Raw genomic sequence first — 26762 nt, 5'->3', positions numbered from 1 at the left:
AACAAGGAAAAATCTTGTTAAACCTGAAAGAAACTATTTTATCCAGTGCTATAACAATTTTTAAATATAATTTATTAAGAAGTATTTTTGCAGTTATAACCGGACGCTCAATGGTGCTAGAGTGCCCGTTTGGGAGCATGGTTTTGGAGGAACGGTTAAACCACTGATGGAGTCTATTACGACTACCTCGATTAGAAGATTGTATAATCTAACCGTCCCAAGCTTAAATACTTCTTCATTATAAGTTATAGGAGGTCAATTACAATGACAAAAAGTAAATTAGAGGTAATGAATCCTGATGCAGCAGGGATAGATGTTGGTTCGGCTGTACATTATGTATGTATACCCGAGAGAAGAGATGAGCAACGTGTTCAAAAATTTGGCTGCTTCACTGAAGACCTTCATAATTTAGCAAGGTGGTTAAAAAAGTGTAAAGTTACAACCGTAGCGATGGAATCAACTGGTGTATATTGGATTCCTTTGTTTCAAATACTGGAATCTTACGGTTTTGAAGTTAAGTTGGTAAATGCGCGACATGTAAAAAATGTACCTGGGAGAAAGTCAGATGTTCAGGACTGTCAGTGGTTACAACAACTACATAGTTATGGATTACTCCAAGGGTCATTTAGGCCAGATAGCCAGATATGTGTATTGCGTAGTTACGTGCGACAACGTAAGAACCTCACTGAAAGTGCATCTACACATGTTCTGCGTATGCAGAAGGCATTAATTCAAATGAATATACAACTGCATAGAGTTATAAGAGATATAACAGGAGTAACTGGTATGAAAATTATCAAGGCTATAATTAAAGGCGAAAGAGATTCTGGGAAATTGGCTCAATTCAGGGATGCACGAATAAAAAATGATCAGTCTACTATAGCAAAAGCGTTAGCTGGCGATTATAGAGAGGAACATGTATTCACGCTAAAGCAAGAATTTGAACTATATAATATTTATCAAGAAAAAATAGCAGAATGTGATAGAAATATTGAGGTCTATTACAAAACGTTTGAAACAAAATCTAACGAAAGTAAACAGTTGAGTAAGGAAAAGAATAAGCACAGAAAAAGTAAGCCTGACTTTGCTTTGCACGAGGAACTGCACCGAATAACTGGTATGGATTTTACTAAAGTTCCAGGGCTTGATATACTAAGTATACAGACTATAATTTCAGAAACTGGTATAAACCATAATAAATGGTCAACAGAAAAACACTTTTCATCGTGGTTAGGACTCAGCCCTGCCAATAAAATTACAGGAGAAAAAGTGTTTAGCACAAGAACGCGTAAAGTCATTAATCGTGCTGCGAATGCATTTCGAATGGCTGCTAATTCTGTAGGAAATAGTAAAAGTTCATTGGGTGCATACTACAGGAGATTAAAAAAACGATTAGGAGCACCAAAAGCAATAACAGCTACTGCAAGAAAAATAGCATGCATATTTTATAGTATGCTCAAATACGGACAAGAATATGTAGAAAAAGGAATGGAATACTATGAAACACGATATAAGGAGAGAGCTGTAAAAAATTTGATCAAAAAGGCACGAGAATTTGGCTATACTTTAGTGCAACAAGAGGAGCTAGTTAAGGAAGTTTCTTAGAAGAAAGCGAAGTGTTACCCAAAATACTGAGAAATTTTAACGTATTTGTAGATGGTCGTGGTTATGCAGGAAAAATAGATGAAATTACGCTACCAAAGCTTACCATAAAAACAGAAGAGTACTGTGCTGGTGGTATGGATATTCCAATAAATATTGACATGGGCATGGAAAAGCTTGAAGCAGATTTCACTTTTGCTGAATACGATACAGAGCTCTTTCGGCTATTTGGGTTGATAAATGGAAATTCGGTATCTTTGACGCTCAGAGGTGGAATGCAAGGTAGTGGAAGTAATGATATTGGAGCAGTAATAATCAATTTAAGAGGCATTTTTAAAGAATTTGATTTTGGTAACTGGAAACCTGCTGAGAAAGCAACGCTGAAATGTACTGTAGCTGCCCATTACTATAAACTTACTATAGGCGGTAATGAGCTGATAGAAATCGATGCTGAAAATATGATTAGAAAGATAAATGGTGTTGATCAAATGGCCTTGCTACAAACGATTCTAGGGATCTAATATGGTTGACAAAATTACATAAAAATGTTAAAATATAAGAAGTTGTAGGTATATAGTTAATATGGATTCTAAAGCTCATACAAATTCCATAGAGCAGCTAACTGGTTTACTTGTTAGTGTAGCACAATCTCAAGACAAGTCCGTTTTAAAGTTATTAACTGAATTAATGGAAGAAGAAATTGAAGATATAGAATTATCTAAGATTGCTGACGAACGCTATAAAGAAAAGAGGGTTAAACATCAAGATGCCTTCTGGGATTAAGCCTTACAATATAGACTATTCAGAATCTGTTATAAAGAAAGACATTCCGGCTCTTCCAGCAAAAGTAAAGTTAATGATTAAGAAGGCAATAATGGAGCGTCTAACAGTTGATCCAATTGGACTTGGAAAGCCATTAAAGCATAACTTAAGTGGACAACGCAGTCTACGGGTGAGTACCTATCATATACTTTATTATATAGATGTACCAGAACATACAGTAGTTATTACTTCAATTGAACACAGAAAAGATTCTTATCAAAGCTAATCCTATTTATAGCACCATACAAAGAAATTAGTTATGTAAAAGCTGATATAGACTTTTATTTAATTAAATTTTTAAGGAGGAACATGCAAGCTATAACACTTAATAACCCAATAACAGTTGATGGAATTTCTGTCTCAGAACTTACTGTTAGACGTCCAAAAGTTAGAGACTATCTTGCAATTGAACGCTTAAATGGTAGTGACCTTAGTAAAGAAGTAACTTTGACTGCCAATTTGACATCAGTTGCAAAAGAAGCAATTGAAGAGTTAGATATTGCTGATTATGTGAAAATTCAAGAGGTATTAAAGGATTTTTTTTCACCGATTATCCAAAAAACTTGAGATTAGAAGTATTAGTGTTTAGCTCTGTTGTAGGAGGCGGGGTTGAACAAATACTTGATATGGAGATTAATGAATTTATCTTATGGCATAAAGCAGCGAGAAAGGTACAATGTCAACGTTATCTATAAAAATTGGAGCAGTCCTAGATGGCAGTTTCAGTACTGTAATAAAAGGAAGTAGCAGTCAACTTACTCATCTTGGTGAGAATATAAGAAAGCTTGACTCATCTTTAAAATCAGTATCAAAGTTTAAGCAGTTAGGTCATGATGTTTTGACTAGCAAGAGGTCATGGAAAGGCTTTGAAGATCAAGTAAAATCTTTAGCTAAACAAATGAAGGCAATAGAGAAACCGAGCAAAACTTTAAAAGCAGAATTTGACAAGGCCAAAACCTCCGCAATAAAAGCAAAAGAAGCATATTTGAAAAAGAGAGATGCTTTGCATTCATTTAATGAAGAAGTAAGAAAAAGTGGAAGAAATATTAAGTACTTAGTAAGTGACCAACATAAACTTGGCTCTTCTATTGAAGTATTAAAAGGTAAGTATGGTAAGCTTGGATCTGCAATACGTAGTCACCAAAGTTTTTTAGCAAGCAAAGCACATTTTAAGTCACAAATTATAGAGACTATTGGGCTAGGGCTAACGCTTGCAGCTCCAGTTAAAGTTGCAATTGACTTTGAAAGTGCTATGGCTGATGTTACAAAAGTGGTAGATTTTAAAAAAGGAACGGATGAAGCAACTAAATTTGCAAAGAAGTTAAAAGAGATGTCACGTACTATACCATTATCAGCCGCAGAACTGGCACAAATAGCTGCAAGTGGTGGTCAATTTGGTATCAAGAAAGAAGATCTTTTTATGTTTACAGAAACAGTGGCAAAAATGTCTACAGCATTTGATATGTCTGCAGAGCAAGCAGGTGATTCTATAGCTAAACTCTCTAACGTTTATGGAATTGATGTTAGTAAAATGGAATACGTTGGTAATGTAATCAATCACTTATCAGATAACACTGCTGCCAAAGCAAAAGATATGGTTGAAGCTCTAGCAATAGTTGGTGGTACTGCAAAACAATTTGGTCTTGACATCAAGGAAACAAGTAGTTTAGTAAATGCCTTCGTTAGTTTAGGTAAACAACCAGCAAAAGCTGCAACTGCTATAAATGCTCTACTTAGTAAACTTCAGACTGCTGAAGAACAAGGAGGGGATTTTAAAGCAGCATTAGAGCAAATGGGAATAACTGCAGAAGAAATAGTACAAAGAATAAGCGAAAACGGCGAAGAAGCATTACTCTACTTTTTTCAAGCTCTAAAGAAAATGGATAACCAGGAACGTTCTACAATCCTTATGAAACTTTTCGGTCAGGAATATCAAGATGATATTGCATTATTAGCTGGAAGTTTTAACAAATACGAAAATGCTATAAGGTTACTAGCTGACACAGAAGAGTACAAGAGCTCGTTGCAGAAAGAATTTCAAAACCGTGTAGACACCACAGCCAGTAAATTACGACTTCTTCGCAACGCAATAGCTGAAGTTGGTATGAACCTGGGTTCAGTGATGCTGCCTACTTTAAAATCTATAGCTGAATTTTTACAAGAAAAAACTAGAAGCATAGCGTTATTTGCAGAAAAATATCCAACTTTAACCAAAGCAATCATGGGTACTGTAGCAGCCTTGATAAGTTTAAAAGTTGTAGCAGTGGGACTAGGATACGGATTTACATTGCTAGGAAGTACGATTTTTAGTCTGAAAGCAAAGCTACTTGGAGTATTTTCATTTTTATCAGCTACAGTTTTTCCTGCAGTAGTAACAGGACTAAGAGCAGTAACACTCGCTGTAATGAGTAACCCTATAGGACTTTTAATTACTGGACTTGTCACTGGTGCAGCACTTGTTATAACTAACTGGCAAAAGGTAAAAGACTTTTTCTCTAGCTTTTGGAAATCGATAATAAAACCCATAGAAGAAGCTTTTTCATGGATAGGTGAAAGTATATTTGGAAAAGTATTGGGAAATAGCCCACTGAAAGAGTTTGAAAAAAGAAAAACTGAAGTAAAAGCAGTGCACACTCCCCTAAAAAGTAATATTCTCAACAGTGGAAATCCTGTGCTAGGTAACAGTATAATTAAAGAATTTTCAAAGAGAAATAAAAATAGCTTCAGAGTCAAAAGCCTTATTGAGGAGACAGAGAGCGATAAGATATTTGCAAGGAGTAAGTTTGAAAATAAAGAACAAAATAAAACTCAGAACATCACTAATAATTACACTATCAGCATTAAAGCAGAACCTAACCAAGATGTTCGTAGTCTTGCAGATGAAGTAATAAAAAGGATAAGAGAAAAGTCACGTGATGTTTTATTTGATACGGTAGAGACATTTTATTGATGCTATCTCTTGGTCCGTATAAGTTTGCTTCCACAAGTTTAAAGTATAGCAGAGAAAATCGTTGGAGCACGATTGAGTGTATTGAAAATATGCCACTATTACAAAATATCGGTCAAGGTGTAGAAAATATAGATTTAGAAGGAATGATTTATCTGCATAATCTCAACGTGCTAAATCAATTAAGGATTGTCTACATCAAAGAAACAAGGAGCGTAGCATTAATCAATATAATGTGATATATAGTAAACGATGTCATTCCAGTCTGGAATCCAGGAAACTTTAGCAAGCAAACTGATTTGGTGAGTATAAAAAATGGAAACCTGGATCCCAGTGTCACGCACTGGGATGACAAAAAAAGGAGGCTGCTGGGATAACAAGGAGAAGGAAGTGTTGCCGTCACATTATATCATGAACCTTTGCTGAAGCTTTCTTTATATCTTCACTTGAAAGTAGGATTAAACCAAGCCTAGATAGGTACCCATCTTCAATGCCGATCGAATCTATAATTTCTTTTATGAATTCTCTTAATCCATCAACAGTATCCAGGTGTTCTTTCTTTATATAAAGGTATAGAGGTCTTGCTAATATATATTTTCCCGATGATATATTTTCGTAAGTTGGCTCAATTCCTGCAATTGTGCTCCCTTGTATTTTATCTTGATTCCTCATTAAAAAGCTAAAACTAAATATCCCTAAAGCGTTCTTGTTACTTTTCAATTTTTGTATTATTATGTTTTCATTAATTCCAACTTCTATATACCTTCCGTCATCCCTTATATTACCACATGCTTTCTTTCTTTCTTCCTGATCTTTATAATTCTCTTTGAAAATTCTCGAGTTCATGCATGAATATTGATCAAGCATAATAGAATTAACCAAAGTTTCGTATGTGCCTGTATTTTGATGTGGACCATAAATTTCAATTTCTGTTTTTGGTAAGGCTTGATTTATATCAGACCAAAACTTCTTATTATTTTTTACTAATTTATCATTTTCTTGAGAATATGCAGATAAAGTTTCAAATAAGTCCTTCTTTGTGAAATCAAATCTATGGCTTTGATTTGAATTTGCAATGACAATTCCATCATAGCCAATGATGATCTCTATCACTTCATTAATTTTATTTCTTTTACATAGTTCTCTTTCTACTTCCTTCATAGGGCGAGATGAAGTGGTGATGTCTGGCGTGTCTTCCCCTATTCCTGAGCAAAACATTTTGAACCCTGATCCACTTCCTATCGATTCCACAACTGGAGTCTTAAAAGAGAATACACGATTGAACTCCTCGGCTACAAATGAGATAAAAGGAAAAACGGTTGAAGATCCAACAATTCTGATGTATTTCCTGGCATCAGCATTTGACAGCGGCGTGAATAATACGAATACAAAAATCAGGAAAAAGTTTCTAAGCATTATTTTTAGTTAAGAACATAAATCTAATTATTGTAATAAAAAATCAAACTGAAAAGCTTTAATTTTCTCTTGTGATTGACCTATAGCTAACCCAATTGACCGCTATTTCAATTGCATGAACATTGTAACAATGGTGTCTGCAAGCAGCTTACTGTACGAACATTGTGATTTGAGAGCAATTTCCACTAGGAGGATGTCATCCCAGCGCCATGCGTATAACTGTACGAACATTGTGATTTGATACAAGCTACTTGCATGACAAAAGCTACAGTTTACATTTAAATTTTATTTTATATTATTGTAAGTATTACACAACTTTAAGGGGCAATTATGGCAGTTATGCCAGATAAATGGATAAGAGAAAAAGCTGAAAATTTTGGAATGATAGAGCCTTTTGTGGATCACAAAAGCAGCAAAGGTGTCATATCTTTCGGACTATCATCTTATGGTTACGATGCAAGAGTGGATAATAAATTTAAAATTTTTACTAACGTTAATTCAGCCATCGTGGACCCTAAAAATTTCTCTGAGAATAGTTTTATAGATAAAGAAACAGGCGTATGCATAATTCCACCAAATAGCTTTGTGCTTGCAAGCACAGTGGAATATTTTCGTATACCAAGAAATGTACTGGTCATTTGTGTTGGTAAATCAACTTACGCAAGGTGTGGAATTATAGTAAACGTTACTCCCTTAGAACCTGGATGGGAAGGTCATGTCACACTCGAATTCTCAAATACCACCCCACTTCCTGCAAAAATTTACGCTAATGAAGGTGCATGCCAATTCGTATTTTTAAGCGGCAAAAGTGAGTGTGAAAAATCATATGATGATATGAAAGGAAAATATATGAATCAGCATGGTATCACTTTGCCGCTGGTGAAGTGATTGCCATGAGAGTGGTAATTTTTCACTTCCGCACTTTTTCATTGTTGCTTACAATGATTATAGCTACATGGTTTACTCGTGTGCTTTTCTTAATTAAAAACTTTAACTATTTATTATAAGCTATTGAATTTCCTACTATTTAGTGGCAAATTGTCATCCAAGTGGCTGTAAAACGACAAATTCGTCATTCCGCTACTAGTTAGCGGAATCTATGCCGAGATACCGCGAATGAATCGCGGTATGACGGTTCGTGGCGGCATAACGATAAGCTCGTCATCCCGCTGCTTGTTAGCGGGATCTATCCGCGGCGGCATGACGTAGAGCCTACATTAGCTATAGAAACAAAAAGGAGGATTATCATGTCCACAATAATTTTATCATCAATTTTTGGTCAAGCAGGCAGCATTTTTGGGCCAATTGGCCAGATTATCGGTTCAGAACTCGGTGCTCTTCTTGGTGCGCAGCTAGATGGTGCGATGTTTAGCCTTGATGCTGAGCAGAAAGTAACGCATGGTGCGAGGCTAAAAAATCTGCAAGTTCAAACCTCAACCTACGGCAGGACAATTCCGATTATCTATGGCACTGCTCGCATTGCAGGGAACATTATTTGGTCACAGCCAATAAAAGAAGAGGCGATAACCACCAAAAGCAAAATTGGAAGAGGTATGAATGTTGAGTATAATTACTATGCAACGCTTGCAATTGCGATCTGCAGGGGGAAAGTAGAAAAATTAAACAGAATCTGGGCAGATACAACATCACTTAGCTTTGATGAAATAGATTATACTTTTTACAGCGGCAGAGAAGACCAAGATCCCGATCCATTTATGTCATCAATTGAAGGAGAGAGAAATGTGCCGGCTTACAGGGGAATATCTTATATAGTCATCAAGAATTTTCCTTTAGCAGACTATAATAACCGCGTTCCAGTATTCACATTTGAAGTGCAGACTATATTAAAGCCTAGCGGATTTTCAGTAGTAGAAAATATTCAGAATATCAATATAATACCAGGTTCAGGAGAGTTTGTATATGATACAAAAATACAGAAGAAAATCGCGCAAGAGAAAATAAGCAGCAACCAATATATCCCATATGGGCTGGCGCAAAGGGTAAATCATAACAACCACACTAAAAAGAGCGATGCAGTGCTTTCTTTGGATCAATTAAAGGGAGATTTACCAAATGTTGAGTGGGTATCGGTAGTAGTCAATTGGTTTGTGAATGATCTGAACATTAAAGATTGTAAAATATACCCTGCAGTTGAATTTCAAGATGATTCCGCAATATTACCTGATGATTGGCAAGTAGGAAGTAGTACCAGAGATGATGCTCAGCTAATTTCAAAAGATGATAATGGAAATCCAAGATATGGTGGCACAGTTAGTGATTCAGCGCTAATAAGATATATAGAAGAGCTACACAGCAGAGGCTACAAGGTGATGCTCTATCCAATACCCTTGCTTGACACAGAAAATAAAGAGTGGCGAGGAAGATTGAGCGGGACCCCTGGGGATATAAGTGATTTTTTTAAGAATCAGTACAACAAATTTATAGAGCATTATGCAAGCATTGCCAAACAAACTAAAGTGGAAGGGTTTATCATTGGTTCTGAATTTGTTGAACTTACCAAAATCAGAGATGAACAAGGTAATTATCCTGCCGTTATAGAGCTAGTTAAGCTTGCAAAGCAGGTGAAACTTGATCTTGGAAAGGAAGTAACAGTTACCTACGCCGCAGATTGGAGTGAATACCATTCATATGATGGTTGGTACAATATGGATGAACTGTGGTCTTCGGAGTATATCGACGTTGTTGGCATAGATGCTTATTTTCCACTGACTGATGGGCCAGAGCCTCCTTTTGGTTATTCCGCGGAAGATGTAATGTGTGGTTGGAGCAGTGGAGTGGGGTATGATTATTTCTATGATTACTCAAAAAGTGAGCCTGAAAAAGTAAAGTATAACTACAGCAGGTATGCGTGGAAAAATATAGAGAAATGGTGGAGTGAAGCTCACATAAACCCCGGCGGTAGTAAAACAAAATGGCAACCAAAAATGAAAAAAATATGGTTTACTGAATATGGATTTCCCAGTATGAACGGCTGCACTAATGAGCCAAATGTGTTTGTTGACAAAGGCAGCATAGAGAGCAAATATCCACGATATTCAAACGGAGAGGTGAGCTTTCTTTCGCAAAAAATTGCAATTGAAGGAACGCTAAAAAAGTGGCAAAGCTCAGAAATGGTAGAAAAAATGTTTCTCTGGGCATGGGATGCAAGGCCATTTCCTTACTTTCCCAATTTATGTGATGTGTGGGATGACTGCCATAACTGGCAGACAGGCCATTGGATCCAGGGAAAAATTTCACAACTCAATATTTCTGACGTGTTATCTGATTTGCTGCAAAAGGTAGGTTTAAAAAATGATCAGTTCGATACAAGCAACGTCAAAGGGTTATTGTCTGGATATGTGATAAACGACCAGCAACCCGTATGTTCAATTATTAAAATGCTGCAAAGTTGCTATTTTTTTGATGTGGTTGAACAGGACTCTAAACTGAAATTTGTTCAAAAGGGCAGGGAAGTTACAACTGTAATGCCAATTGGTGAAACGGTTTTCAGTAACAATTCAAAGCAAATGCAACTTGTTAATATTAGTCAACTGGATTTAAACAATAAAGTTAACGTTGTTTATTTTAATCGCAATTTTGGCTATCCAATTGATGTTAAATATGCTGAGTTGCCAAAGCAAGGCACTGCTATAACAGTTGAAATACCGCTCATTATGGAGGAGGGAGAGGCGCAAAATATCGCTGAAGTTTTACTTTATTCTTCGTGGCAAGAGAGAAATATATACAATTTCAAGCTGCCGATAAAATATGCGTGGCTTGTGCCAAGTGATGTAATAACGATTTTAGACGGTGAGAAAAAGCATACGGTGAGAATTGTAAAAACAAAATTTGAAAGCATGGCCATTCAAGTAAGTGGTGTTGGTTATGACAGCTCCATATATAAGCTTTCTTTTCCTTCAACAAGGTCACTTATGCTGAAGGAATACCCTCCTTCTCACATCAGCAAAACCATCATAGAAATAATAGATTTACCGCATGTTAAAGGTAATAGCGCAAGCTTTACTTTAATTAATGAGGAAAAGAATTGGAAAGGAGCAACACTCTTTATTTCGTACAACGATAAGGATTATAAGCCTATCGCAAGCACAAATAAACAGTCTACTTACGGATATGTAATGGAATCTACCGACGAGGGGCTATAGTAGTGCTACGTTTTGGTGTATTGAGTTCTTCATATAACCATTATTTAAGTGATGGTGTCATTCCAGCGCTTGACCATATTTCTCCTGGATCCCAGTGTCTGGGCACTGGGATGACAGAAGAGGGTTTTACAAGCACTAACGTTAGTACTATAAATGTAAGCAATTTAGCACTGGTTGGAAAAGAGATAGTAAAATTTCAGAGTGCCGAACTTATAGATAAAAATAAATATAAGCTTAGTAACCTGATTAGAGGGCAAGAAGGCACTAAAGAGCATGAGCATATAGGAGGTGAGAAATTTACCTTACTTGATGATTCAATAATTTTTTTTGAAGTGCAATCAGGGAGAAAATTTTACCTCAAAGCAGTGACTTATGGTAACTCGCTGGAAAATACGGAAGTAAAAGTGATAAATTCATTTAGTAATTAAAATTTAATAAATACACATTAGAATAAACATAAATACTGTTAATAGTGGAGGTTACAATATCGAAAAAAATGGTCAATGCGTTGAAAGCTAAAGTGAAGGAGAGTAAATATAATAATTTAAGACCTACAGAAGAAACGCTCAATAGCGGGTATGAGTTTGTTTATGAATCTGCTCATAATTTTATTATTAATAGAAAGGTAATAGCTAATGACTTCATTAACAACCTATGTTCAAAACATAAAAATCTGATTCAACAAGATAAAAACGGCAAAAAGGATTATCGTCTATTTGCTAAAGCAGTTTTTACAGAAATGTTTGAGTATGCTGGTGCAAAGGTTCCCAATGACTCTATTATAGAAAAATTGATAACTGATTATAGTACGTTCAACAATAGGAGTACGTATATAATGCTTGTCCTTTCTCAGAATCAAGCACTTCGTCCATTTGAATTGCACATAGGTAACTACTCTCTCTTCAAACCAAAAAGAATTTGTATGAATTGTGACGATCCCAATTGTCTAAAGTTCAGTTTTAGTGTGAATGAGGGTGTATATAATAGTGATGGAGTTTTAGTATGTAATCTACATAATTCAGTGAAGTTTAAGCTGAAATGTAAGGATGGAAATGTAACATATGAAGATGGTAAAGTACTTCTTACCATTCCTAAAGAGCTGAAAAACTATAAAGTAAATGATAAGAATCTGTTTGATATTATTGTTGAATATTTTCAGAAGTTCTGTGAAAAATTGGACTTTAAATTTGAAACAAAAGTGGAACATAGCCTAGGTAAACCACTTAAAGTGTTAAATGATGTAAATGCATCACATGATAAGAATTTAAACTTAAACCTGAATAATTGAAGATAAGATATTGAAATTCAGGCTTTTTATGATTTTAGCTTAAGATTCCAGTGTCAAAGCGCATAACTGTACGAACATTGTGATTTGAATCCACAAGGGAGGATGTCATCCAAGTAGCCTCCTTCTCCTGTCACCCCAGTGCCCTGACTACTTGAAATTTAACTTTAAATAAGTGGCTGCATGCATAATAAAGACTAGGTCCCAGTGTCTGGGCACTGGGATGACACCCTACTGGGTAGAACCTTCACAGGCTTTTTCTCGAATAGCTACTCTTAATTTCAGTAGTTAAATTAATATACTAATGAAAAAAATATATTATAATCAAGTGTATTTAATCCAGTAAATCATTAAGTGAAAACAGCTCTTTCGCAAAATATCATCTCTCTTATTATAATATTGTCTGTAGCAATTGTCGATATGGCAACTGACCTATACTCAGTTGCACTACCAAGCATTGCCAATTATTTTAAAGTAGAAGGCAGTGTAGTGCAGCTTACAATTAGCTTGAATCTAGTTGGATTTGCAGTATCTGGATTAATTTATGGGCCATTGTCAGACTATTATGGTAGGCGTCCAATGATGCTGATTGGTATGACAATTTTTACTTTGGCAAGTGTCATGTGTTATATAGCCGACAGTATTATGCTCTTGATACTAATTCGCTTCATACAAGGAGCAGGGGCTGGTGTTGCAGGTGTTGTTGGGTATGCAGCAATAAGGGATATGTACTCGGGTAGTGAATACTCGAGAGTAATTTCAAAGTTAAATATGGTAGTGGCATTCTCACCTGGAATAGCTCCAGTGGTGGGCAGTTATATAATTTCACATGGGTATAGTTGGAAATTTTTGTTTTTTATTATGTCACTTGTAGCAATTGCTATGCTTATTTTTATTTACTTTAAGTTACAAGAAACGCTCACTGTGAATAAAAATGAAACCAGTATAACTACTAATATCTTCAAGCAATATATATTAATATTTAGAAATTATCGTTTCCTTGGGTTTTCAGCCATTCATGGATTAACTTTCATGTGGCTTTGGGCATATGTTGCTAACTACCCTTTCATATTTGAATCAATGGGCATTGAAGTACAGTATTTTGGCTACCTCATATCGATCATAGTCATATTTTACATAATTGGAACTTTAATTAATAGAAGGTATGTACTAAAAGTAGGGGTTAGCAAAATGCTAATAATAGGTTTGGTGTTACCGATAATATCCGATAGTTTATTGGTATATTTTTATTTCGCGGACAAATTAAATATATTAATTCTTCAAGTTGCCTGGATTCCAGCCAATATTGGGCTTGCATTAGTAATCAGCAATAACGTAACTTCTGCTTTAGAAACGATCAAAGGTATAGGGCTTGGTAGTGCAATCCTCTCATTCTGCAATATGATGTTTGGGGCTATTGGAATATATATAGTAGGAAAATTTTTTCGCTATGGTATTTTACCAAACTTACTATTAACAATAATATGCTCTACAATTGCAATTCTTATGTACAGCTGGCTCAAATGTACTGAAAAACACGGGCATTATTTGCGTGATCCAGGAACATAAAGGTCATAGATTATTAACGATTTTATTATAACAATATAGCTTTACAGGAGGTGTGGGATGAGTAATGTAAATGAAGGTATAGGTAATGATTTAATTCAGGCTGCTAAAAAAGGTGATATTAATGAAGTAAGACGTCTAATAAGTGAAGGAGCTGATGTTAATGCATATGATGGATCTCAAGGTAATTCTCTATATTGGGCTGTTGAAAATGATCATTCTGATATAGCAAAAGTTCTATTAGATAATGGAGCAACTTTTATTGCTTATGACTCTTCTCGAGAACGCCACGTGTTAAGTAAATACGAAAAAGTAGAAGCTGAGCATTGTAAGGTTTCTCTACATCTGGCTGCTAGGCTTGGCAACTTGGAAGCAGTAAAAGATCTATTAGGGAAAGGGGCAGATATTAATGCACAAAATGATAAAGGAGAGACTCCTTTACATTTGGCTGCTGTAAAGAACCATAAAGGGGTAGTAGAAGCCCTATTGGATAAAGGGGCTTGATGCAAAAGATAATAGTGGATGGACTCCTTTACATTGGGCTGCTCAAAATAACAACAAAGAGATAGTAGGAGCCCTATTAGATAAAGGGGCAAATGTTAATGCAGTAGACGAAGATGGAAATACTCCCCTAGATTTAACTACTGACGAAGAAATAAAAACTCTATTGCAAAACGCAGAAAAAACTGATCTAGTGGATGAATCATCGACAGATAGTAAAGGGGATCAAGAGGAAGATGCTGGTACACAACAGGAAGAAAAGCAAGAAGGTAATGTTCAACCAAGATCAGACATTACAGGACAAAATTCAGATAATACTGAACCACAATCAGACAATAACAAAAAAGAAGAGGAAAAAACCAACACCATCAGTGCAGAAAAAGGAACTGATATAAAAGATGAAGGTGTGAAGGCTGTTGCTCTCATAGAAACTGCACAAACAGAAGAACAGCCGAGCTCTTTTTTTGGTAGTTTGTTTAATATACTTATGAAGCCTTTTTCATTAGTTGCATTATTTTTTGGTGGGTTTTTTTCATGGTTGTTTGGGTCTGATGAGCCAATACAATCATCATCTGAATCTGACCAACCAGTTGTATTAGAATCACCAAGTAGTTCAGAAGGCAATGACATAATATAGCCAGAGGTTTACTAGATTCCAGCGTCACGCGCTGGAATGACATGGTGGTATGTATTCAAGTAGCTGACACTGGTTCCTTTATGACGGCAGTGCCCAGAGGTGTCATCCCAGTGCCCAGGCACTGGGATCCAGGAAACTTAATTGCAAGTAATGCATTGGGTTTGGTGAGTATGGGTTTTGCGTTATAGAATGAAGCACTTTTGGTGAATTTGTAAAGAAAACTAGATGCCAGTGTCAAGCACTGGCATGACATCATCTTGGATGGAAATCAACGTCACGCGCTGGAATGACAAAGAAGAGTGGGCTTTCATATGGTTATGCAAGAGGTCTACTGAATGTAAACCAGTTTCTCACACACACATTTTACTACGTGATCTGCACTGATATTGAAATGCTCATAAAGTGTTTTATAAGGTGCTGATTCTCCAAAGCTTTTCATGCCAATAAACATACCGTTTGAACCTATATATTTATGCCAACCCATTTCACTTCCAGCTTCAATTGCAACTTTGATGCTGTCATTATTTAATATCGCCGCTTTATATTCATCACTTTGCTCATCAAAAAGCCTCCAGCATGGCATAGAAACAACCCTTGTACCTGTACCCTTTTCCTGCAATTTCTCCCTTGCTTCAACTGCAATTTCAACCTCGGACCCCGTAGCAAATATTGTCACTTTTAATTCTTTTAAACATTCACACAAAATATATGCACCAAACTTCGATAGATTAGCAGATTGATCGATATCAAAATAGAGTTTGCGCATGTAATTGACATTTTGCCTTGAGAGCGCAAATAGTGCAGGTGATTCTTTTTTTTCGAGTGCAATGCTAACACACTCTAGAGTTTCAACTGCATCGGCTGGCCTAAAAATATACAAATTTGGTATAGCGCGCAAAGAAGCTAAATGCTCTATTGGTTGGTGAGTTGGGCCATCTTCTCCTACTCCAATTGAATCATGAGTCATTACATATATAACCTGCTGCTTCATCAAAGCTGAAAGACGTATAGCAGGGCGGCAATAGTCGGAAAATACCAAAAAAGTGCCACCATAAGGAAGAATTGCGCCGTGAAGAGCCATACCATTCATACATGCTGCCATAGCGTGTTCTCTCACTCCATAGTGGACATAAGAACCACTATAATTATTACTATCTATTACCTGCATGTGCTTATATTTAGTGCAATTTGATCCAGTAAGATCCGCCGATCCGCCGATTAATTCCGGCATATGTTGTGTTAAAAGTTCCATTACCATGCCGAAAGAAGAACGTGTAGCTTCGTTTGGCATTAGCTCACATATTTGTTTCTTCAGGTCAGCTAAAACACCAGCGATATTATCCGGCAAACGCTTATTGAGTCTTCTTTTTAGTTCTTCATTTTTTTCTCTGGATTCCAGTGTCACGCACTGGAATGACACCGAATTGATGTTATCCGGCAGACGCTCATCTAGTCGCCTTTGAAGTTCTACATGATACCCTGTCATCCCAGCATTCTTTTCTGTCATCCCACTGCTTGACACTGGGATCCATTCTTTTTCTTCTTCACTGGTCAAGTGCTGGAACGACATCGAATTGTAATTTTGTTTTGCTCTCTCAACAGTTTTCATCCAGGCATTTTTTACATCATCTGGCACATGGAATGGTTCATAATTCCAATTTAATTTCTCTCTCATCTTTTTTACATCTTCCTCCGTAAAAGCACCACTATGAGCAGAGGATGTGCCAGCACGACTTGAGAATTTTCCGATAATGGTTTTGCAGCAAATAAGCGATGGCTTTTCTGATTTTTGTGCTCGCTCTATTGCCAGGGATATGGCATCAAAATCATGGCCATCAATTTTGTCAACATTCCATCCATACGCTGAAAAACGCTTTTCCACATCATCAGAGCAGGAAAGGCAAGTAGTGCCATCTATAGAAATATCATTGTCATCGAAAAGGGCTATTAATTTATTCAATTTAAGATGCCCAGCAAGTGATGCTGCTTCATGGCTTATTCCTTCGATAAGACAGCCATCCCCTAGCATTACGTAAGTGTAATGATTGATTCTGAATTGCTTTTCAAGGATTGATTCAGCAAGTGCCATGCCAACAGCAGTGGCAAACCCCTGACCGAGCGGGCCTGTTGTTGCCTCTACTCCGGAAGTCAAGCCAAACTCTGGATGACCTGGGGTCTTGGATCCCATTTGCCTAAAGTTTTTTAGCTCATCTATGCTAATATAACCTGTCAAATATAATATTGAGTATAGTAACATTGACCCATGACCGTTTGACAGAACGAAACGGTCTTTGTTAAACCATTTAGAATCATCAGGATTATGATTCAGATATTTAGCAAACAAAATAGTTGCAACATCTGCCATGCCAAGTGGCATACCTGGGTGTCCAGAGTTCGCTTTTTGTACTGCATCAATTGATAAAAAACGGATGGCGTTTGCCATAGATTCCAAAGATAGATGATTCATAGAAAAACTTAAAAATAAAGTATAAAAGATTATACCAGCAAAAACAAGTTGACACTGAGTGCTAAAATCCTTAATAATCTAAAGTTAAATCGTGAGAGTTTTTATATGACAACTGTTATCACTAGAAAGTATAGAATCAGCCGTAGGCTTGGTGTAAATTTATGGGGTAGAGCTAAAGACCCAGTAAACAAAAGGAAATACCCTCCAGGTCAACATGGTACTCTTGGATTCAAGAAGTTATCCGACTTTGGTAAGCAGTTTGCTGCGCATAAGAAATTTAAGTTTTACTATGCAATTTCAAGTAAGCAGCTCAGACGTACATTTTTAGATGCTTATAACAGAAGGGGTTATACGGCTGATAATTTTATCGGTATTTTAGAATCAAGGCTCAGTTCTGTTTTATACCACTCTAGTCTTGTGCCAACAATTTATGCAGCGAAGCAGCTCATATCTCATAAGCACGTTACAGTTAATGATAAGGTGGTTAACATATCGAGTTATCGAGTGAAACCAGGTGATATAATAAAAATAAGAGAAAGGGCAGCAAAAATCCCTGTAGTAGTAGAGGCTGAACAAAAACAAGAGCGCAAGGCTCCGGATTATTTAGAAACAGATAGTAAAGAGCATTCAGTGAAGTATTTGAGGTCACCTCAATATTCTGAGGTTCCTTATTCAGCAGACATGGAAGTCAATTTAGTAGTAGAGTTTTACTCTAGATAGATAAAAAAAGCCCGTGTGGCGGAATCGGTAGACGCAGCGGACTTAAAATCCGTGGGTTTTGCGACCTTGGGAGTTCAAGTCTCCCCATGGGCACCAATTTAACTTAGTAGATAAATACAAAAAAGTATGAAATGGCTTGATATAGAAGATATTGTAGAAGCTCTAGAGGAAAAATTTCCAGATGAGAATATAATTAACATTAGATTCACTGAGCTTAAAAAAAAGGTCTTGAGTTTAGAGGAATTTGATGATGATGAAAAACGCTGTAACGAGAAAATACTCGAGGCCATTCAAGCAGCTTGGATTGAGGAAAGATTGACCACATAGCAATAAACCATACGCAAATGTGATTTCTATTACAGTTTGCATATTGATTATGCTATTTTTTGGATCTAGCCTGGCAAGTTAATAATAATTTAACCAATTACAATTAAAACAGCTAGAAGGTTAATTATGAGGCAAAGATGGCAGCACAAAAATTTTTGAATGGAACGACTTACTTGACAAGTGCTACGTTGAAATAAGTTTTACATAAAATACTGCTTTTACGGTGTGAGGCTAGAGGTTTGTAAAGCAGTTAGAAGGTTGTCATCCCAGTGCTCAGACACATAGCTGTACGAACATTTATTTTTGTTAAACACAGCAAATGGTGTCATGCCAGTGCTTGACACTGGCATCCAGCTTTTGATCGAAAATGTTGTATAGTGCACAATCAATTTTTCTGGATCCCAGTGTCTGAGCACACAACTGTACGAACGTTGTAGTTTGGGAGCAATTCCCACCAGTGGGGTGTCATCCCAGTGCCCAGACACTGGGATCCAGCTTCTATGCAACTTAATTAAAAACGTTTATTTTAGCGTAAGACAACTACCTTTAGCTCATCAGCTCAGTTATAAGCAAAATTTCTGGATGCCAGTGTCAAGCACTGGCATGACACCATTTGCTGTGTTTAACAAAAATAAATGTTCGTACAGCTATGTGTCTGAGCACTGGGATGACATCCTCCCTGGTGGACTCAAATTACAATGTTCGTGCAGTACGCACTGGAATGACAGGGCTTTAAGAAATCCAATGTAGTGGTAAACCTTACTTATTTAGTTATACTAGAAACAAAACAGAAAAATGCTCAAGCGTAGCGGGCCAAAGAAATTAAAGTCTATAATTGAAAATTACGCATTAAAATGCATGAAAAATAAGATTAGCAAAAATGAAATACGTCTGATTTTAAACTGGCGAAATATAGTAGGGAAAGAAATAGCAGAGTGTACAAAACCGAAAAAGATCTCATATGCACAGAATGTAAATTCTGGTGTATTGCATCTAGTAGTAACAAATGGCAGTAAAGCATTAGAAATTCAGCATATGATTTCTCTTATAATAGAAAAAATTACGATATTTTTTGGCTACAAAGCAGTATATGGTATAAAAATTAAGCAAGAGAGTATTGACTATTTGACTATATAAGGTAATCTAAGTACATAGAATAATTTGGTATATTGAAGTGAGTAGAGTTTGTGAATTAACAAATAGAAAAAAATCTTTTGGTAATAAGGTATCACATTCGAATCGTAAAACAAAGCGTACCTTTCTTTTAAATTTACATAAGGTTACGTTGACAAGTGATATATTGAATAAAAAGTTCAGATTTCGTGTGGCAACAAGAACTTTGAGAACTATAGATTACAAAGGTGATTTAGATGCTTTTTTGCTCAACACAAGAACGATTAAACTAAGTGAGAAAGCGCAGAAGATAAAAAGAAGGTTGAAAAAAGTTTTAGTAAAGCAAGAGGTAGAGTTAGCCGTTTCAGATGCATAGTAAGCCTCTATGGCTCAGAGCAAAAGCTCCAACTGGTAAAGTATTCAATGAAACCTTAAACACCGTTAAACTGCATAACTTACATACGGTATGTGAAGAAGCTGCATGTCCAAATATTGGTGAATGTTGGAATAAACGTCATGCTACTGTGATGATTCTTGGTTCTGTTTGCACTCGTGCTTGTGCATTTTGCAACGTTGCAACTGGCATTCCTGATAAACTAGATCCTCATGAGCCAGAAAATTTAGCAAAAGCGATAAAAAAGTTAAACTTAAAACATGTTGTCATTACCTCTGTTGATCGTGATGATTTACCAGATGGTGGCGCAAATCAGTTTATACAGTGCATAGAAGAAATTAGAAAGATAACTTCAGAAACAACAATAGAGATTTTAACTCCTGATTTTTTAAATAAGAAAGGAGCATTTGAAGCAATTGCTGTTGCATCACCTGATGTCTATAACCACAATATTGAAACAGTGCCGAGATTGTATGCAAAAATAAGACCACGAGCTCGCTATTTTCATTCACTATATTTGTTGAAGATGGTAAAGCAGATTAATCCTAAAGTTTTCACAAAGTCAGGGCTTATGGTTGGTCTTGGAGAAACAAAAGAGGAAATACTTCAGGTTATGGACGATTTACGCAGTGCTGAGGTTGATTTTATTACAATTGGTCAATATCTACAACCAACTCCAAAACATGCAAAACTTGATAGGTATGTTACCCCAGAGGAATTTGAGCATTATAAATACGTTGCTTACTCCAAAGGTTTCTTAGTGGTTGCATCAAGCCCACTGACTAGGTCATCATACCATGCTGAAGAAGATTTTAACAGGCTCAAGGCCTGTCGTTATGTTAATTCAAATTAATTTTTACTAATTATAAAGGAGTTGAGCGACTTTACGTAATGTCTACTATAAAAATCGAGAAGAAATCACAATTAGTTAAAGAGGTATTCGATTCCGTGGCAAGTCGCTACGACACCATGAATGATATAATGAGCCTCGGAATGCACAGATTATGGAAAGATAAGATGATAAATAGTGTGCATTTTACAAAAAACTCTAAGGTTTTAGATGTTGCTGGAGGAACTGGAGATATAGCAATAAGAATAGTAAGAAAAGAGCCAAGTGCTAAGGTTACAGTATGTGACATAAATCAAAATATGCTAAGCAGAGGACGTGATAAAGCTATAAATTCAAACCAAATTAATTTTGATTGGGTATGTGCGAATGCAGAAAGTTTACCATTTGAAGACTCCGAATTTGATTATTGCACAATAGCTTTTGGCATTCGAAACGTTTCTGACCGCAAGAAGGCTTTAAATGAGGCGCACAGGGTATTAAAACCACATGGGAAATTTATCTGCTTAGAATTTGCCCCTATGCACTATCAAAATGAGATATTTACCAAACTTTATGACTTATATTCATTTAAAGTAATTCCTAAAATTGGCAGCATAGTTGCTAAAGACAGGAGTTCTTATGAATATTTAGTGAAGAGCATTAGAGAGTTTCCAACTCAGGCTGATTTTAAAATGGAAATTAAAGAGGTAGGCTTTAAGAATGTTGAGTTTCATAATATGAACTATGGAATAGTGGCATTACACATTGGAACAAAATGAATATTAAATTCTGGTATAGAACGCTGGATTATTATCTCATCCTTTCAGTGCTTTTTTTGCTCACTATAAGCTTCATTCTTGTTTATTCAGCAAGCCCTGTAATTGCGCAGCGTCTTTCTTTACCACAAGATTATTTTATACGGCGCCATACAATTTATATAGTCCTGTCACTAATTACCCTGGTGACATTTTCTTTTCTCAACACAAGAACTATACTTAACCTCTCATTCGCAGGTTTCATTTTATTTACTATTTTAGTGGCAGCTGCGATAATATTTGGTATAGAGGTAAAAGGTGCGAAACGATGGTTACATATTGTCAAAATTTCAGTTCAACCATCTGAGTTCGTAAGGCCATTTTTTTCTGTTGTTATAGCTAGTATCTTAGCCAGCGGAATGAAGTTTAAAATGCACATATCAATCATAATATTTCTGTTAGTTTTTGTGTTGTTACTTTTGCAACCTGATTTCAGTATGGCCATGCTTTTAACATATTCTTTTATTGGTCAAATGTTTATGCATGTATACCACTTTTATACTTTCTATGCATAATAGGAATGGCTACAACTGGAACTACAATAGCTTACTTATGTCTCCCACATATAAAGCAAAGGATTTACAATTTTGTCTTTTTTACGCAACGCGATAACTTTCAAGTCACAAAATCATTAGAAGCATTCAAAAGAGGTCAATTAACTGGTGTCGGCCCTGGTGAAGGTAGCGTAAAAACCTCTCTTCCTGATTGTCATACAGATTTTGTGTTTTCTGTTTTAGCAGAAGAATTTGGTTTGATTACGTGCTTAGCCACATTGATGTTATTTGGCATCATTTCCGCCCGCTTGCTTTACGTTGCATATAGGGAAAATGAATTATTCAATCTATTGGTGATTCTTGGTATCTCAATTCAATTCATCACACAATTCATAATAAACACAGGGGTAACATTGAGTGTTTTTCCCACCACCGGCATAACCCTGCCACTACTTAGCTATGGTGGTTCTTCTCTTTTATCTTCAAGCATCGCACTTGGCATAATGCTGTCTTTCAGTAGAAATCAAGCTATCGCATTAAAGTTTCGTGAGCGTGTTATGCTTGTGGACTAGCTGCTCACAACTATTATTGGTATCCCTCCAAAGTGGGTATCTGTTCAGATGAGTGCAAGAGATATTATGAAATCTGAAAGAGTTATGTGGAAATTTTTCAGAAAATATTCCACTGACATGCTGAACAACAAATACATCACTATGTCGTTTATCGCAAAAACTTATATTTTTTGTAACCATTCACATTTAATTCTGCAATTCTTTCATGGAAAGACCAGTAGTTTGAGCTATGATATCAATAGAAACCCCTGCTTTAAGTAGATTTTTTGCAACTTCAATTTCCCTTTCTTTTCTACTTTCCTCTTTAGCAAGATCAAGTCTGTATTCAAGAATGGCTTCTTCTTTGCGCAGATCCATTATTCTTTCTTCATAAGCTACTAGATCTTTTTCATTCCAGTGAAACTTATCTAATTCATCATATGCTAGCTTTATTATTGGTGATTTTTCCGCAATTTTTCTGAGATCTTCGTCCGTTGTTTCATCTGCATATTGTTGTCTAAGTGAAGAAGGTCGCCCCTCCTCACTCGACTTCAAAACCTTACTATTACCCACAAATATAAATGTTTGTTGCATAGCTCTTAATGGCATAACTTTTGCTTGAAATAACTGTTTATATGGTGCAATTTACAGCTTTTAGTTGCTAAAATTATAACTCTTAGTTTAATAATTTTAATCTAATAAGCTTTCAGGTTAATAAAATTAAATTATTTGAGTAAATACAATACTATGTTTTTATTTGTGGGTAATAGTAAGGTAGTTAATGAGTAATACAATGACAAAACAATTAGTTATGGATTCTTTGCTTATGGCTGTTAATAAACGCAACCATCCTGAAAATCTACTGTTACATAGCGATCAAGGCTCACAATATACTTCAAAGAATTATCAATATCTACTGGGTATAAAGAATATTATACCTAGCATGAGTCATAAAGGTTGTTGTTACGATAATTCTGTTGCAGAAAGCTTCTTTAGCTCATTGAAAAGGGAAATACTTATTGATACTTCACAACACTCTGCTCAACAAACTAGAACTGCCATATTTGAGTACATAGAAGTTTTTTATAACAAACAGCGTAGACACTCCACTATTAACTATTGCATTCCAGAACAATTTGATGCATCATTCTCTTCGTAAAAAAACATTCCGAACTTTCTCTCCACTTTTTCTGGATAAGGCCAGAATTTCCTCTTAAGCCTTTAGCTCCTCAAATACTTCATTTGCTCTATTTAAAACAGAATCAGGAAAACCAGCAAGTTTTGCTACATGTATTCCATATGACTCATCTGCAATGCCTTCAATTACTTCATGTAGAAAGATAACCTCTCCGTTCCACTCTCTTATTTTTACACAAAAACATTTCACGTTCTTCAAGTATTTGCTTACTTTAGTTAATTCATGATAATGAGTTGCAAAAATGGCGCGGCACTTATTTACATTGTGAATATGTTCAATCACTGCATGTGCAATAGATAATCCATCATACACTCCTGTGCCCCTACCAATTTCATCAAGTATCACCAAGGAACGATCTGTTGCCTGATTTACTATCGTTGCTGTTTCGATCATCTCTACCATGAAGGTAGAATAACCGGCTGTTATATTATCTGTTGCACCAACCCTGCTAAATATCTTGTCAATCACTCCAATATGCGCACTCTCTGCTGGCACAAATGACCCCATGTGAGCTAAAACTGCAATGAGAGCGTTTTGCCTCAAGAAAGTGCTTTTTCCGGCCATATTAGGCCCAGTGATTAGATGTATACCAGCTAAATTGATGCTATTTGCAATGAATTTATCGTTAACTTCAACCACTGGATGTCTTCCATCGCGAATATTGAACTCTTTACTGTCATCGATAATGGGTTTTACGTAATTATTTTGCACTGCGAGCTCCGCAAACGTGGCTCTAATATCAAGTTTTGCCAAAGCATTTGCAGCAAGAGCAATTTTTTCAGATTCTTTAGCGACTTCACTACACAGTTCACTAAAAATTTTCACTTCTAAGCCGATTGCAGCATCACGTGCCGTAAGAATTTTATTTTCTAGTTCTTTCAATTCATTAGTAGTGTAGCGCATGCTATTTGCTAAGCTTTGCCTATGAATAAATATGTCCGAAGTTATTTTGTGATTTGCTGACACTTCAACGTAATAACCAAGTATATTGTTGTGTAATATTTTGAGTGCGGCAATGCCAGTTAGGTCGCGATAAGACTCACGGAGCTTAGTTACCAACTTGTTACTGTTGTTCAATATATAAGATAACTCAGATAATTCTGAGTTGTATTTTGGATTGATAAATCCTCCTTCTTTTACGGAACTGAGGTTGTTATCAAGTATAGCGCTGTTTAGAAGCTCGAATAGATCTTTATGATTACCAAGACTTTTATGTATTGTGCTTAGTTCACTCTCGTCACTACTTATCACCTGAGTAGTAAACACTGGTTCCTTTTCTCTGGTCAAGCACTGGAATGACATCTGAGAGTTAATTGCTGGTTTTTCACTTAAACAATAATTATGCAAGGTAGACAGAAACTCAGATAACTCTAAAGTTTTTCCTAGGCCTATTTTTAATAGGTTCATATCCTTTGGTGAACCACGTCCTAGTATTAAGCGCGATAAAGACCTCTCAATATCCGGAATGTTAGATAATATCTCTCGTATTTTTCTGCATGGCTCATGATTATTTACAAAAAATTGAGTGGTGCTGAGCCTCAAATTGATTGCCTTGGAGCAAGCAAGTGGTGAAGCGAGCATTTGTTTGAGCAGGCGTCCACCAGAGGCTGTAACTGTGTGATCAATAACTGAAATTAGTGAACCTTTCTTTTCACCAAATTGAGTTGTAAACAACTCAAGATTTCTCCTTGCTGAAGCATCAATAAGCATGAAATTTTGTTGCTTATAGGTTTTTGGGAATTCAAGCCTTGGAATGGAGCCCCTTTGTGTTACTCTGACATATTCAAGCAGTGCACCGCACGCCATGATTTCTACTTTGCTGAAATTTCCTATACTCCCAAGTTCCCTGATTTTATAAAACTTGCATAACGTTCTGTGAGATTTACTATACTCAAAAAAACTCTGTGCGTGTTGTGTAATTGATATTTTATAATTTTTTAAAATCGATCTAATTTTTTCGTCCTCAATGAATTTTTCAGAAATTAATAATTCTCTTGGTGATATACGCAATAAATCGCTATCTAGAGCTTTCAAATTCGTTAAAGTGTGAAAAAATTTTCCCGTTGATAATTCAAGCCAACTAATAGCATATTTGTCATTTTGTTCAACTATGGACGCGAGATAATTATTGCTTTTATCCTCCAGTAGCGAATCTTCTATAATTGTACCTGGAGTTACAACTCGTACTACATCACGTTTTACTATGGATTTATAGCCCCTCTTTTTTGCTTCATCAGCAGTTTCTAATTGGTCACAGATTGCCACTTTGAATCCTAAATCTATTAGCTTATGCAGGTAAGATTCACTACTGTGCGCTGGCACTCCACACATTGGTATTTCTTGCCCATTTGAATTGCCCCTCTTGGTTAGCACTATATTCAGCAATTTTGCAGCTTTAATAGCATCATCGAAAAACAACTCATAAAAATCTCCTAGCCTATAAAATAGCAGATGATCCTTGTATTGAGCTTTCAGGTTCAAATATTGTTCCATCACAGGGGTGTTTTTTTCTCTTACGAAGCTCATAATATTTTTTAATATATTGTATTGATAAACGTTATTATAGATTATATTGCACATACATAAAATTTAAATAGGTGTATAGAAGGACGTTGAGCAAAATTTAAAACAATTAAATTTCCTGGATCCAAGTAGTCTTGGATGACACCCTCCTTGTATGTATTATAGCTAAAGTGACTTACGACAATTTGAAAAACAAAAATTCGTCATTCCGCTACTAGTTAGCAGAATCTATACCGCGCATAGCTGTACGAACATTCATTTTTGAAGGTAAATTGCACAGCAAATGGTGTCATTCCAGCGCGTGACGCTGGAATCCAGCTTCTATGCAACCTCATCAAAAACATTCATTTAGTGTAAGATCAGCTACTTTCCATGCTAGTTTGCTTGTGAAC

The 26762-nt window shown here is 36.0% G+C and carries 22 protein-coding genes, 1 tRNA gene and 6 pseudogenes; 24 read left to right on the top strand and 5 right to left on the bottom strand.

The genetic code is table 11. From position 1 onward, the window contains the following. Positions 1 to 258 precede the first annotated feature (258 nt). The 7 genes and pseudogenes from OZD67_RS04030 to OZD67_RS04000 form a co-directional block, all read left to right on the top strand. Positions 259 to 1605, top strand: a complete 1347-nt coding sequence (locus OZD67_RS04030) for an IS110 family RNA-guided transposase (RefSeq protein WP_182184072.1) — start codon at positions 259 to 261, stop codon at positions 1603 to 1605. A gap of 11 nt (positions 1606 to 1616) precedes the next feature. After that, complete coding sequence (locus OZD67_RS04025; protein WP_182182943.1) at positions 1617 to 2123, top strand: phage major tail tube protein; 507 nt, start codon at positions 1617 to 1619, stop codon at positions 2121 to 2123. A 61-nt stretch (positions 2124 to 2184) separates the two neighbouring features. Next, a complete protein-coding gene (locus tag OZD67_RS04020) occupies positions 2185 to 2385 on the top strand; it encodes a hypothetical protein (RefSeq protein ID WP_182182941.1) in 201 nt (66 codons plus the stop codon). After that, complete coding sequence (locus OZD67_RS04015; protein ID WP_182182940.1) at positions 2369 to 2650, top strand: type II toxin-antitoxin system RelE family toxin; 282 nt, start codon at positions 2369 to 2371, stop codon at positions 2648 to 2650. The genes OZD67_RS04020 and OZD67_RS04015 overlap by 17 nt, the downstream gene beginning before the upstream one ends. Positions 2651 to 2733: 83 nt before the next feature. Further along, positions 2734 to 2991, top strand: a complete 258-nt coding sequence (locus tag OZD67_RS04010; protein WP_010405430.1) for a phage tail assembly protein — start codon at positions 2734 to 2736, stop codon at positions 2989 to 2991. A gap of 109 nt (positions 2992 to 3100) precedes the next feature. Next, positions 3101 to 5374, top strand: coding sequence for a phage tail tape measure protein (locus OZD67_RS04005; RefSeq protein ID WP_182182938.1), 2274 nt, complete (start codon positions 3101 to 3103; stop codon positions 5372 to 5374). Next, positions 5374 to 5565, top strand: a pseudogene (locus OZD67_RS04000) (phage tail protein); the annotation flags it as partial. The gene OZD67_RS04005 and the pseudogene OZD67_RS04000, both read left to right, overlap by 1 nt. A gap of 205 nt (positions 5566 to 5770) precedes the next feature. Here OZD67_RS04000 and OZD67_RS03995 read toward each other — a convergent pair. Further along, positions 5771 to 6787 (bottom strand): substrate-binding domain-containing protein, encoded by a 1017-nt coding sequence (locus OZD67_RS03995; RefSeq protein WP_182182934.1) that lies wholly within the window; start codon positions 6785 to 6787, stop codon positions 5771 to 5773. Between the two features lie 330 nt (positions 6788 to 7117). On the opposite strand from OZD67_RS03995, the gene dcd reads away from it, so the two are divergent. The 8 genes and pseudogenes from dcd to OZD67_RS03950 all read left to right on the top strand — a co-directional run bounded on the left by dcd (position 7118) and on the right by OZD67_RS03950 (position 15127). Further along, entirely contained in the window at positions 7118 to 7675 is a 558-nt protein-coding gene (dcd, locus tag OZD67_RS03990; RefSeq protein WP_182182933.1) for a dCTP deaminase, read from the top strand. A gap of 359 nt (positions 7676 to 8034) precedes the next feature. Further along, a pseudogene (locus tag OZD67_RS03985) lies at positions 8035 to 11378 on the top strand (glycoside hydrolase/phage tail family protein). Between the two features lie 68 nt (positions 11379 to 11446). After that, positions 11447 to 12238 carry a hypothetical protein gene (locus OZD67_RS03975; RefSeq protein WP_259346601.1) on the top strand — a complete coding sequence of 264 codons (792 nt, stop codon included), beginning with the start codon at positions 11447 to 11449 and terminating at the stop codon, positions 12236 to 12238. Positions 12239 to 12589: 351 nt separating this feature from the next. After that, on the top strand, positions 12590 to 13804 hold the full coding sequence (locus OZD67_RS03970) for a multidrug effflux MFS transporter (RefSeq protein ID WP_458695118.1): 1215 nt from the start codon (positions 12590 to 12592) through the stop codon (positions 13802 to 13804). A 57-nt stretch (positions 13805 to 13861) separates the two neighbouring features. After that, the gene (locus tag OZD67_RS03965; RefSeq protein ID WP_259346600.1) at positions 13862 to 14305 is read left to right on the top strand and encodes an ankyrin repeat domain-containing protein; all 444 of its coding nucleotides are present in this window, start codon (positions 13862 to 13864) and stop codon (positions 14303 to 14305) included. After that, positions 14292 to 14438: pseudogene (locus OZD67_RS03960) on the top strand (ankyrin repeat domain-containing protein); the annotation flags it as partial. The gene OZD67_RS03965 and the pseudogene OZD67_RS03960, both read left to right, overlap by 14 nt. Before the next feature lie 30 nt (positions 14439 to 14468). Next, positions 14469 to 14939, top strand: coding sequence for a hypothetical protein (locus OZD67_RS03955; RefSeq protein ID WP_259346599.1), 471 nt, complete (start codon positions 14469 to 14471; stop codon positions 14937 to 14939). 80 nt (positions 14940 to 15019) lie between these two features. Then, positions 15020 to 15127, top strand: a complete 108-nt coding sequence (locus tag OZD67_RS03950) for a WPE palindromic element domain-containing protein (RefSeq protein ID WP_259346598.1) — start codon at positions 15020 to 15022, stop codon at positions 15125 to 15127. A 140-nt stretch (positions 15128 to 15267) separates the two neighbouring features. Here the strand turns inward: OZD67_RS03950 and OZD67_RS03945 are convergent, their stop codons facing one another. Next, the gene (locus tag OZD67_RS03945) at positions 15268 to 17406 is read right to left on the bottom strand and encodes a transketolase family protein (RefSeq protein WP_182182931.1); all 2139 of its coding nucleotides are present in this window, start codon (positions 17404 to 17406) and stop codon (positions 15268 to 15270) included. Between the two features lie 105 nt (positions 17407 to 17511). Between OZD67_RS03945 and rpsD the strand changes: the two genes are divergently transcribed. The 3 genes from rpsD (at position 17512) to iscX (ending at position 18453) form a co-directional block, all read left to right on the top strand. After that, positions 17512 to 18126, top strand: a complete 615-nt coding sequence (rpsD, locus tag OZD67_RS03940; RefSeq protein WP_064125441.1) for a 30S ribosomal protein S4 — start codon at positions 17512 to 17514, stop codon at positions 18124 to 18126. Positions 18127 to 18135: 9 nt separating this feature from the next. Beyond that, positions 18136 to 18222: transfer RNA gene (locus tag OZD67_RS03935), tRNA-Leu, on the top strand. A 30-nt stretch (positions 18223 to 18252) separates the two neighbouring features. After that, positions 18253 to 18453 carry a Fe-S cluster assembly protein IscX gene (iscX, locus tag OZD67_RS03930; RefSeq protein ID WP_064125440.1) on the top strand — a complete coding sequence of 67 codons (201 nt, stop codon included), beginning with the start codon at positions 18253 to 18255 and terminating at the stop codon, positions 18451 to 18453. A gap of 218 nt (positions 18454 to 18671) precedes the next feature. Here iscX and OZD67_RS03925 read toward each other — a convergent pair whose 3' ends face one another. Continuing rightward, positions 18672 to 18959: a WPE palindromic element domain-containing protein gene (locus OZD67_RS03925; protein WP_274999718.1), complete on the bottom strand. Its 288-nt coding sequence runs from the start codon at positions 18957 to 18959 to the stop codon at positions 18672 to 18674. Positions 18960 to 19248: 289 nt separating this feature from the next. On the opposite strand from OZD67_RS03925, the gene OZD67_RS03920 reads away from it, so the two are divergent. The 5 genes and pseudogenes from OZD67_RS03920 to OZD67_RS06325 all read left to right on the top strand — a co-directional run bounded on the left by OZD67_RS03920 (position 19249) and on the right by OZD67_RS06325 (position 22670). Further along, the gene (locus tag OZD67_RS03920) at positions 19249 to 19590 is read left to right on the top strand and encodes a DUF721 domain-containing protein (RefSeq protein ID WP_182182927.1); all 342 of its coding nucleotides are present in this window, start codon (positions 19249 to 19251) and stop codon (positions 19588 to 19590) included. 37 nt (positions 19591 to 19627) lie between these two features. Beyond that, on the top strand, positions 19628 to 19942 hold the full coding sequence (gene rpmB / locus OZD67_RS03915; RefSeq protein WP_006279619.1) for a 50S ribosomal protein L28: 315 nt from the start codon (positions 19628 to 19630) through the stop codon (positions 19940 to 19942). Further along, on the top strand, positions 19935 to 20813 hold the full coding sequence (gene lipA, locus OZD67_RS03910; RefSeq protein WP_182182925.1) for a lipoyl synthase: 879 nt from the start codon (positions 19935 to 19937) through the stop codon (positions 20811 to 20813). Before rpmB ends, lipA begins: the two co-directional genes overlap by 8 nt. A 38-nt stretch (positions 20814 to 20851) precedes the next feature. Next, positions 20852 to 21568, top strand: a complete 717-nt coding sequence (gene ubiE / locus OZD67_RS03905) for a bifunctional demethylmenaquinone methyltransferase/2-methoxy-6-polyprenyl-1,4-benzoquinol methylase UbiE (RefSeq protein WP_182182923.1) — start codon at positions 20852 to 20854, stop codon at positions 21566 to 21568. Continuing rightward, a pseudogene (locus OZD67_RS06325) lies at positions 21565 to 22670 on the top strand (FtsW/RodA/SpoVE family cell cycle protein). Before ubiE ends, OZD67_RS06325 begins: the two are co-directional and overlap by 4 nt. A gap of 186 nt (positions 22671 to 22856) precedes the next feature. On the opposite strand, the pseudogene OZD67_RS03890 reads toward OZD67_RS06325, so the two are convergent. Next, positions 22857 to 23231, bottom strand: a pseudogene (locus tag OZD67_RS03890) (nuclease/transposase family protein); the annotation flags it as partial. Between the two features lie 199 nt (positions 23232 to 23430). Here OZD67_RS03890 and OZD67_RS03885 point away from each other — a divergent pair. Continuing rightward, positions 23431 to 23808: pseudogene (locus tag OZD67_RS03885) on the top strand (IS3 family transposase); the annotation flags it as partial. 54 nt (positions 23809 to 23862) lie between these two features. On the opposite strand, the gene mutS reads toward OZD67_RS03885, so the two are convergent. Further along, positions 23863 to 26373 carry a DNA mismatch repair protein MutS gene (gene mutS, locus OZD67_RS03880; protein ID WP_182184163.1) on the bottom strand — a complete coding sequence of 837 codons (2511 nt, stop codon included), beginning with the start codon at positions 26371 to 26373 and terminating at the stop codon, positions 23863 to 23865. Between the last annotated feature and the right edge of the window lie 389 nt (positions 26374 to 26762).

Origin of the sequence: Wolbachia endosymbiont of Drosophila nikananu (genome assembly GCF_028981865.1) — a bacterium.
In the GTDB taxonomy this organism is placed as follows: Bacteria; Pseudomonadota; Alphaproteobacteria; order Rickettsiales; family Anaplasmataceae; genus Wolbachia; species Wolbachia pipientis_B.
Note: the sequence above shows the minus strand (reverse complement) of the source record. Positions and strands in the feature narration are given on the sequence as shown.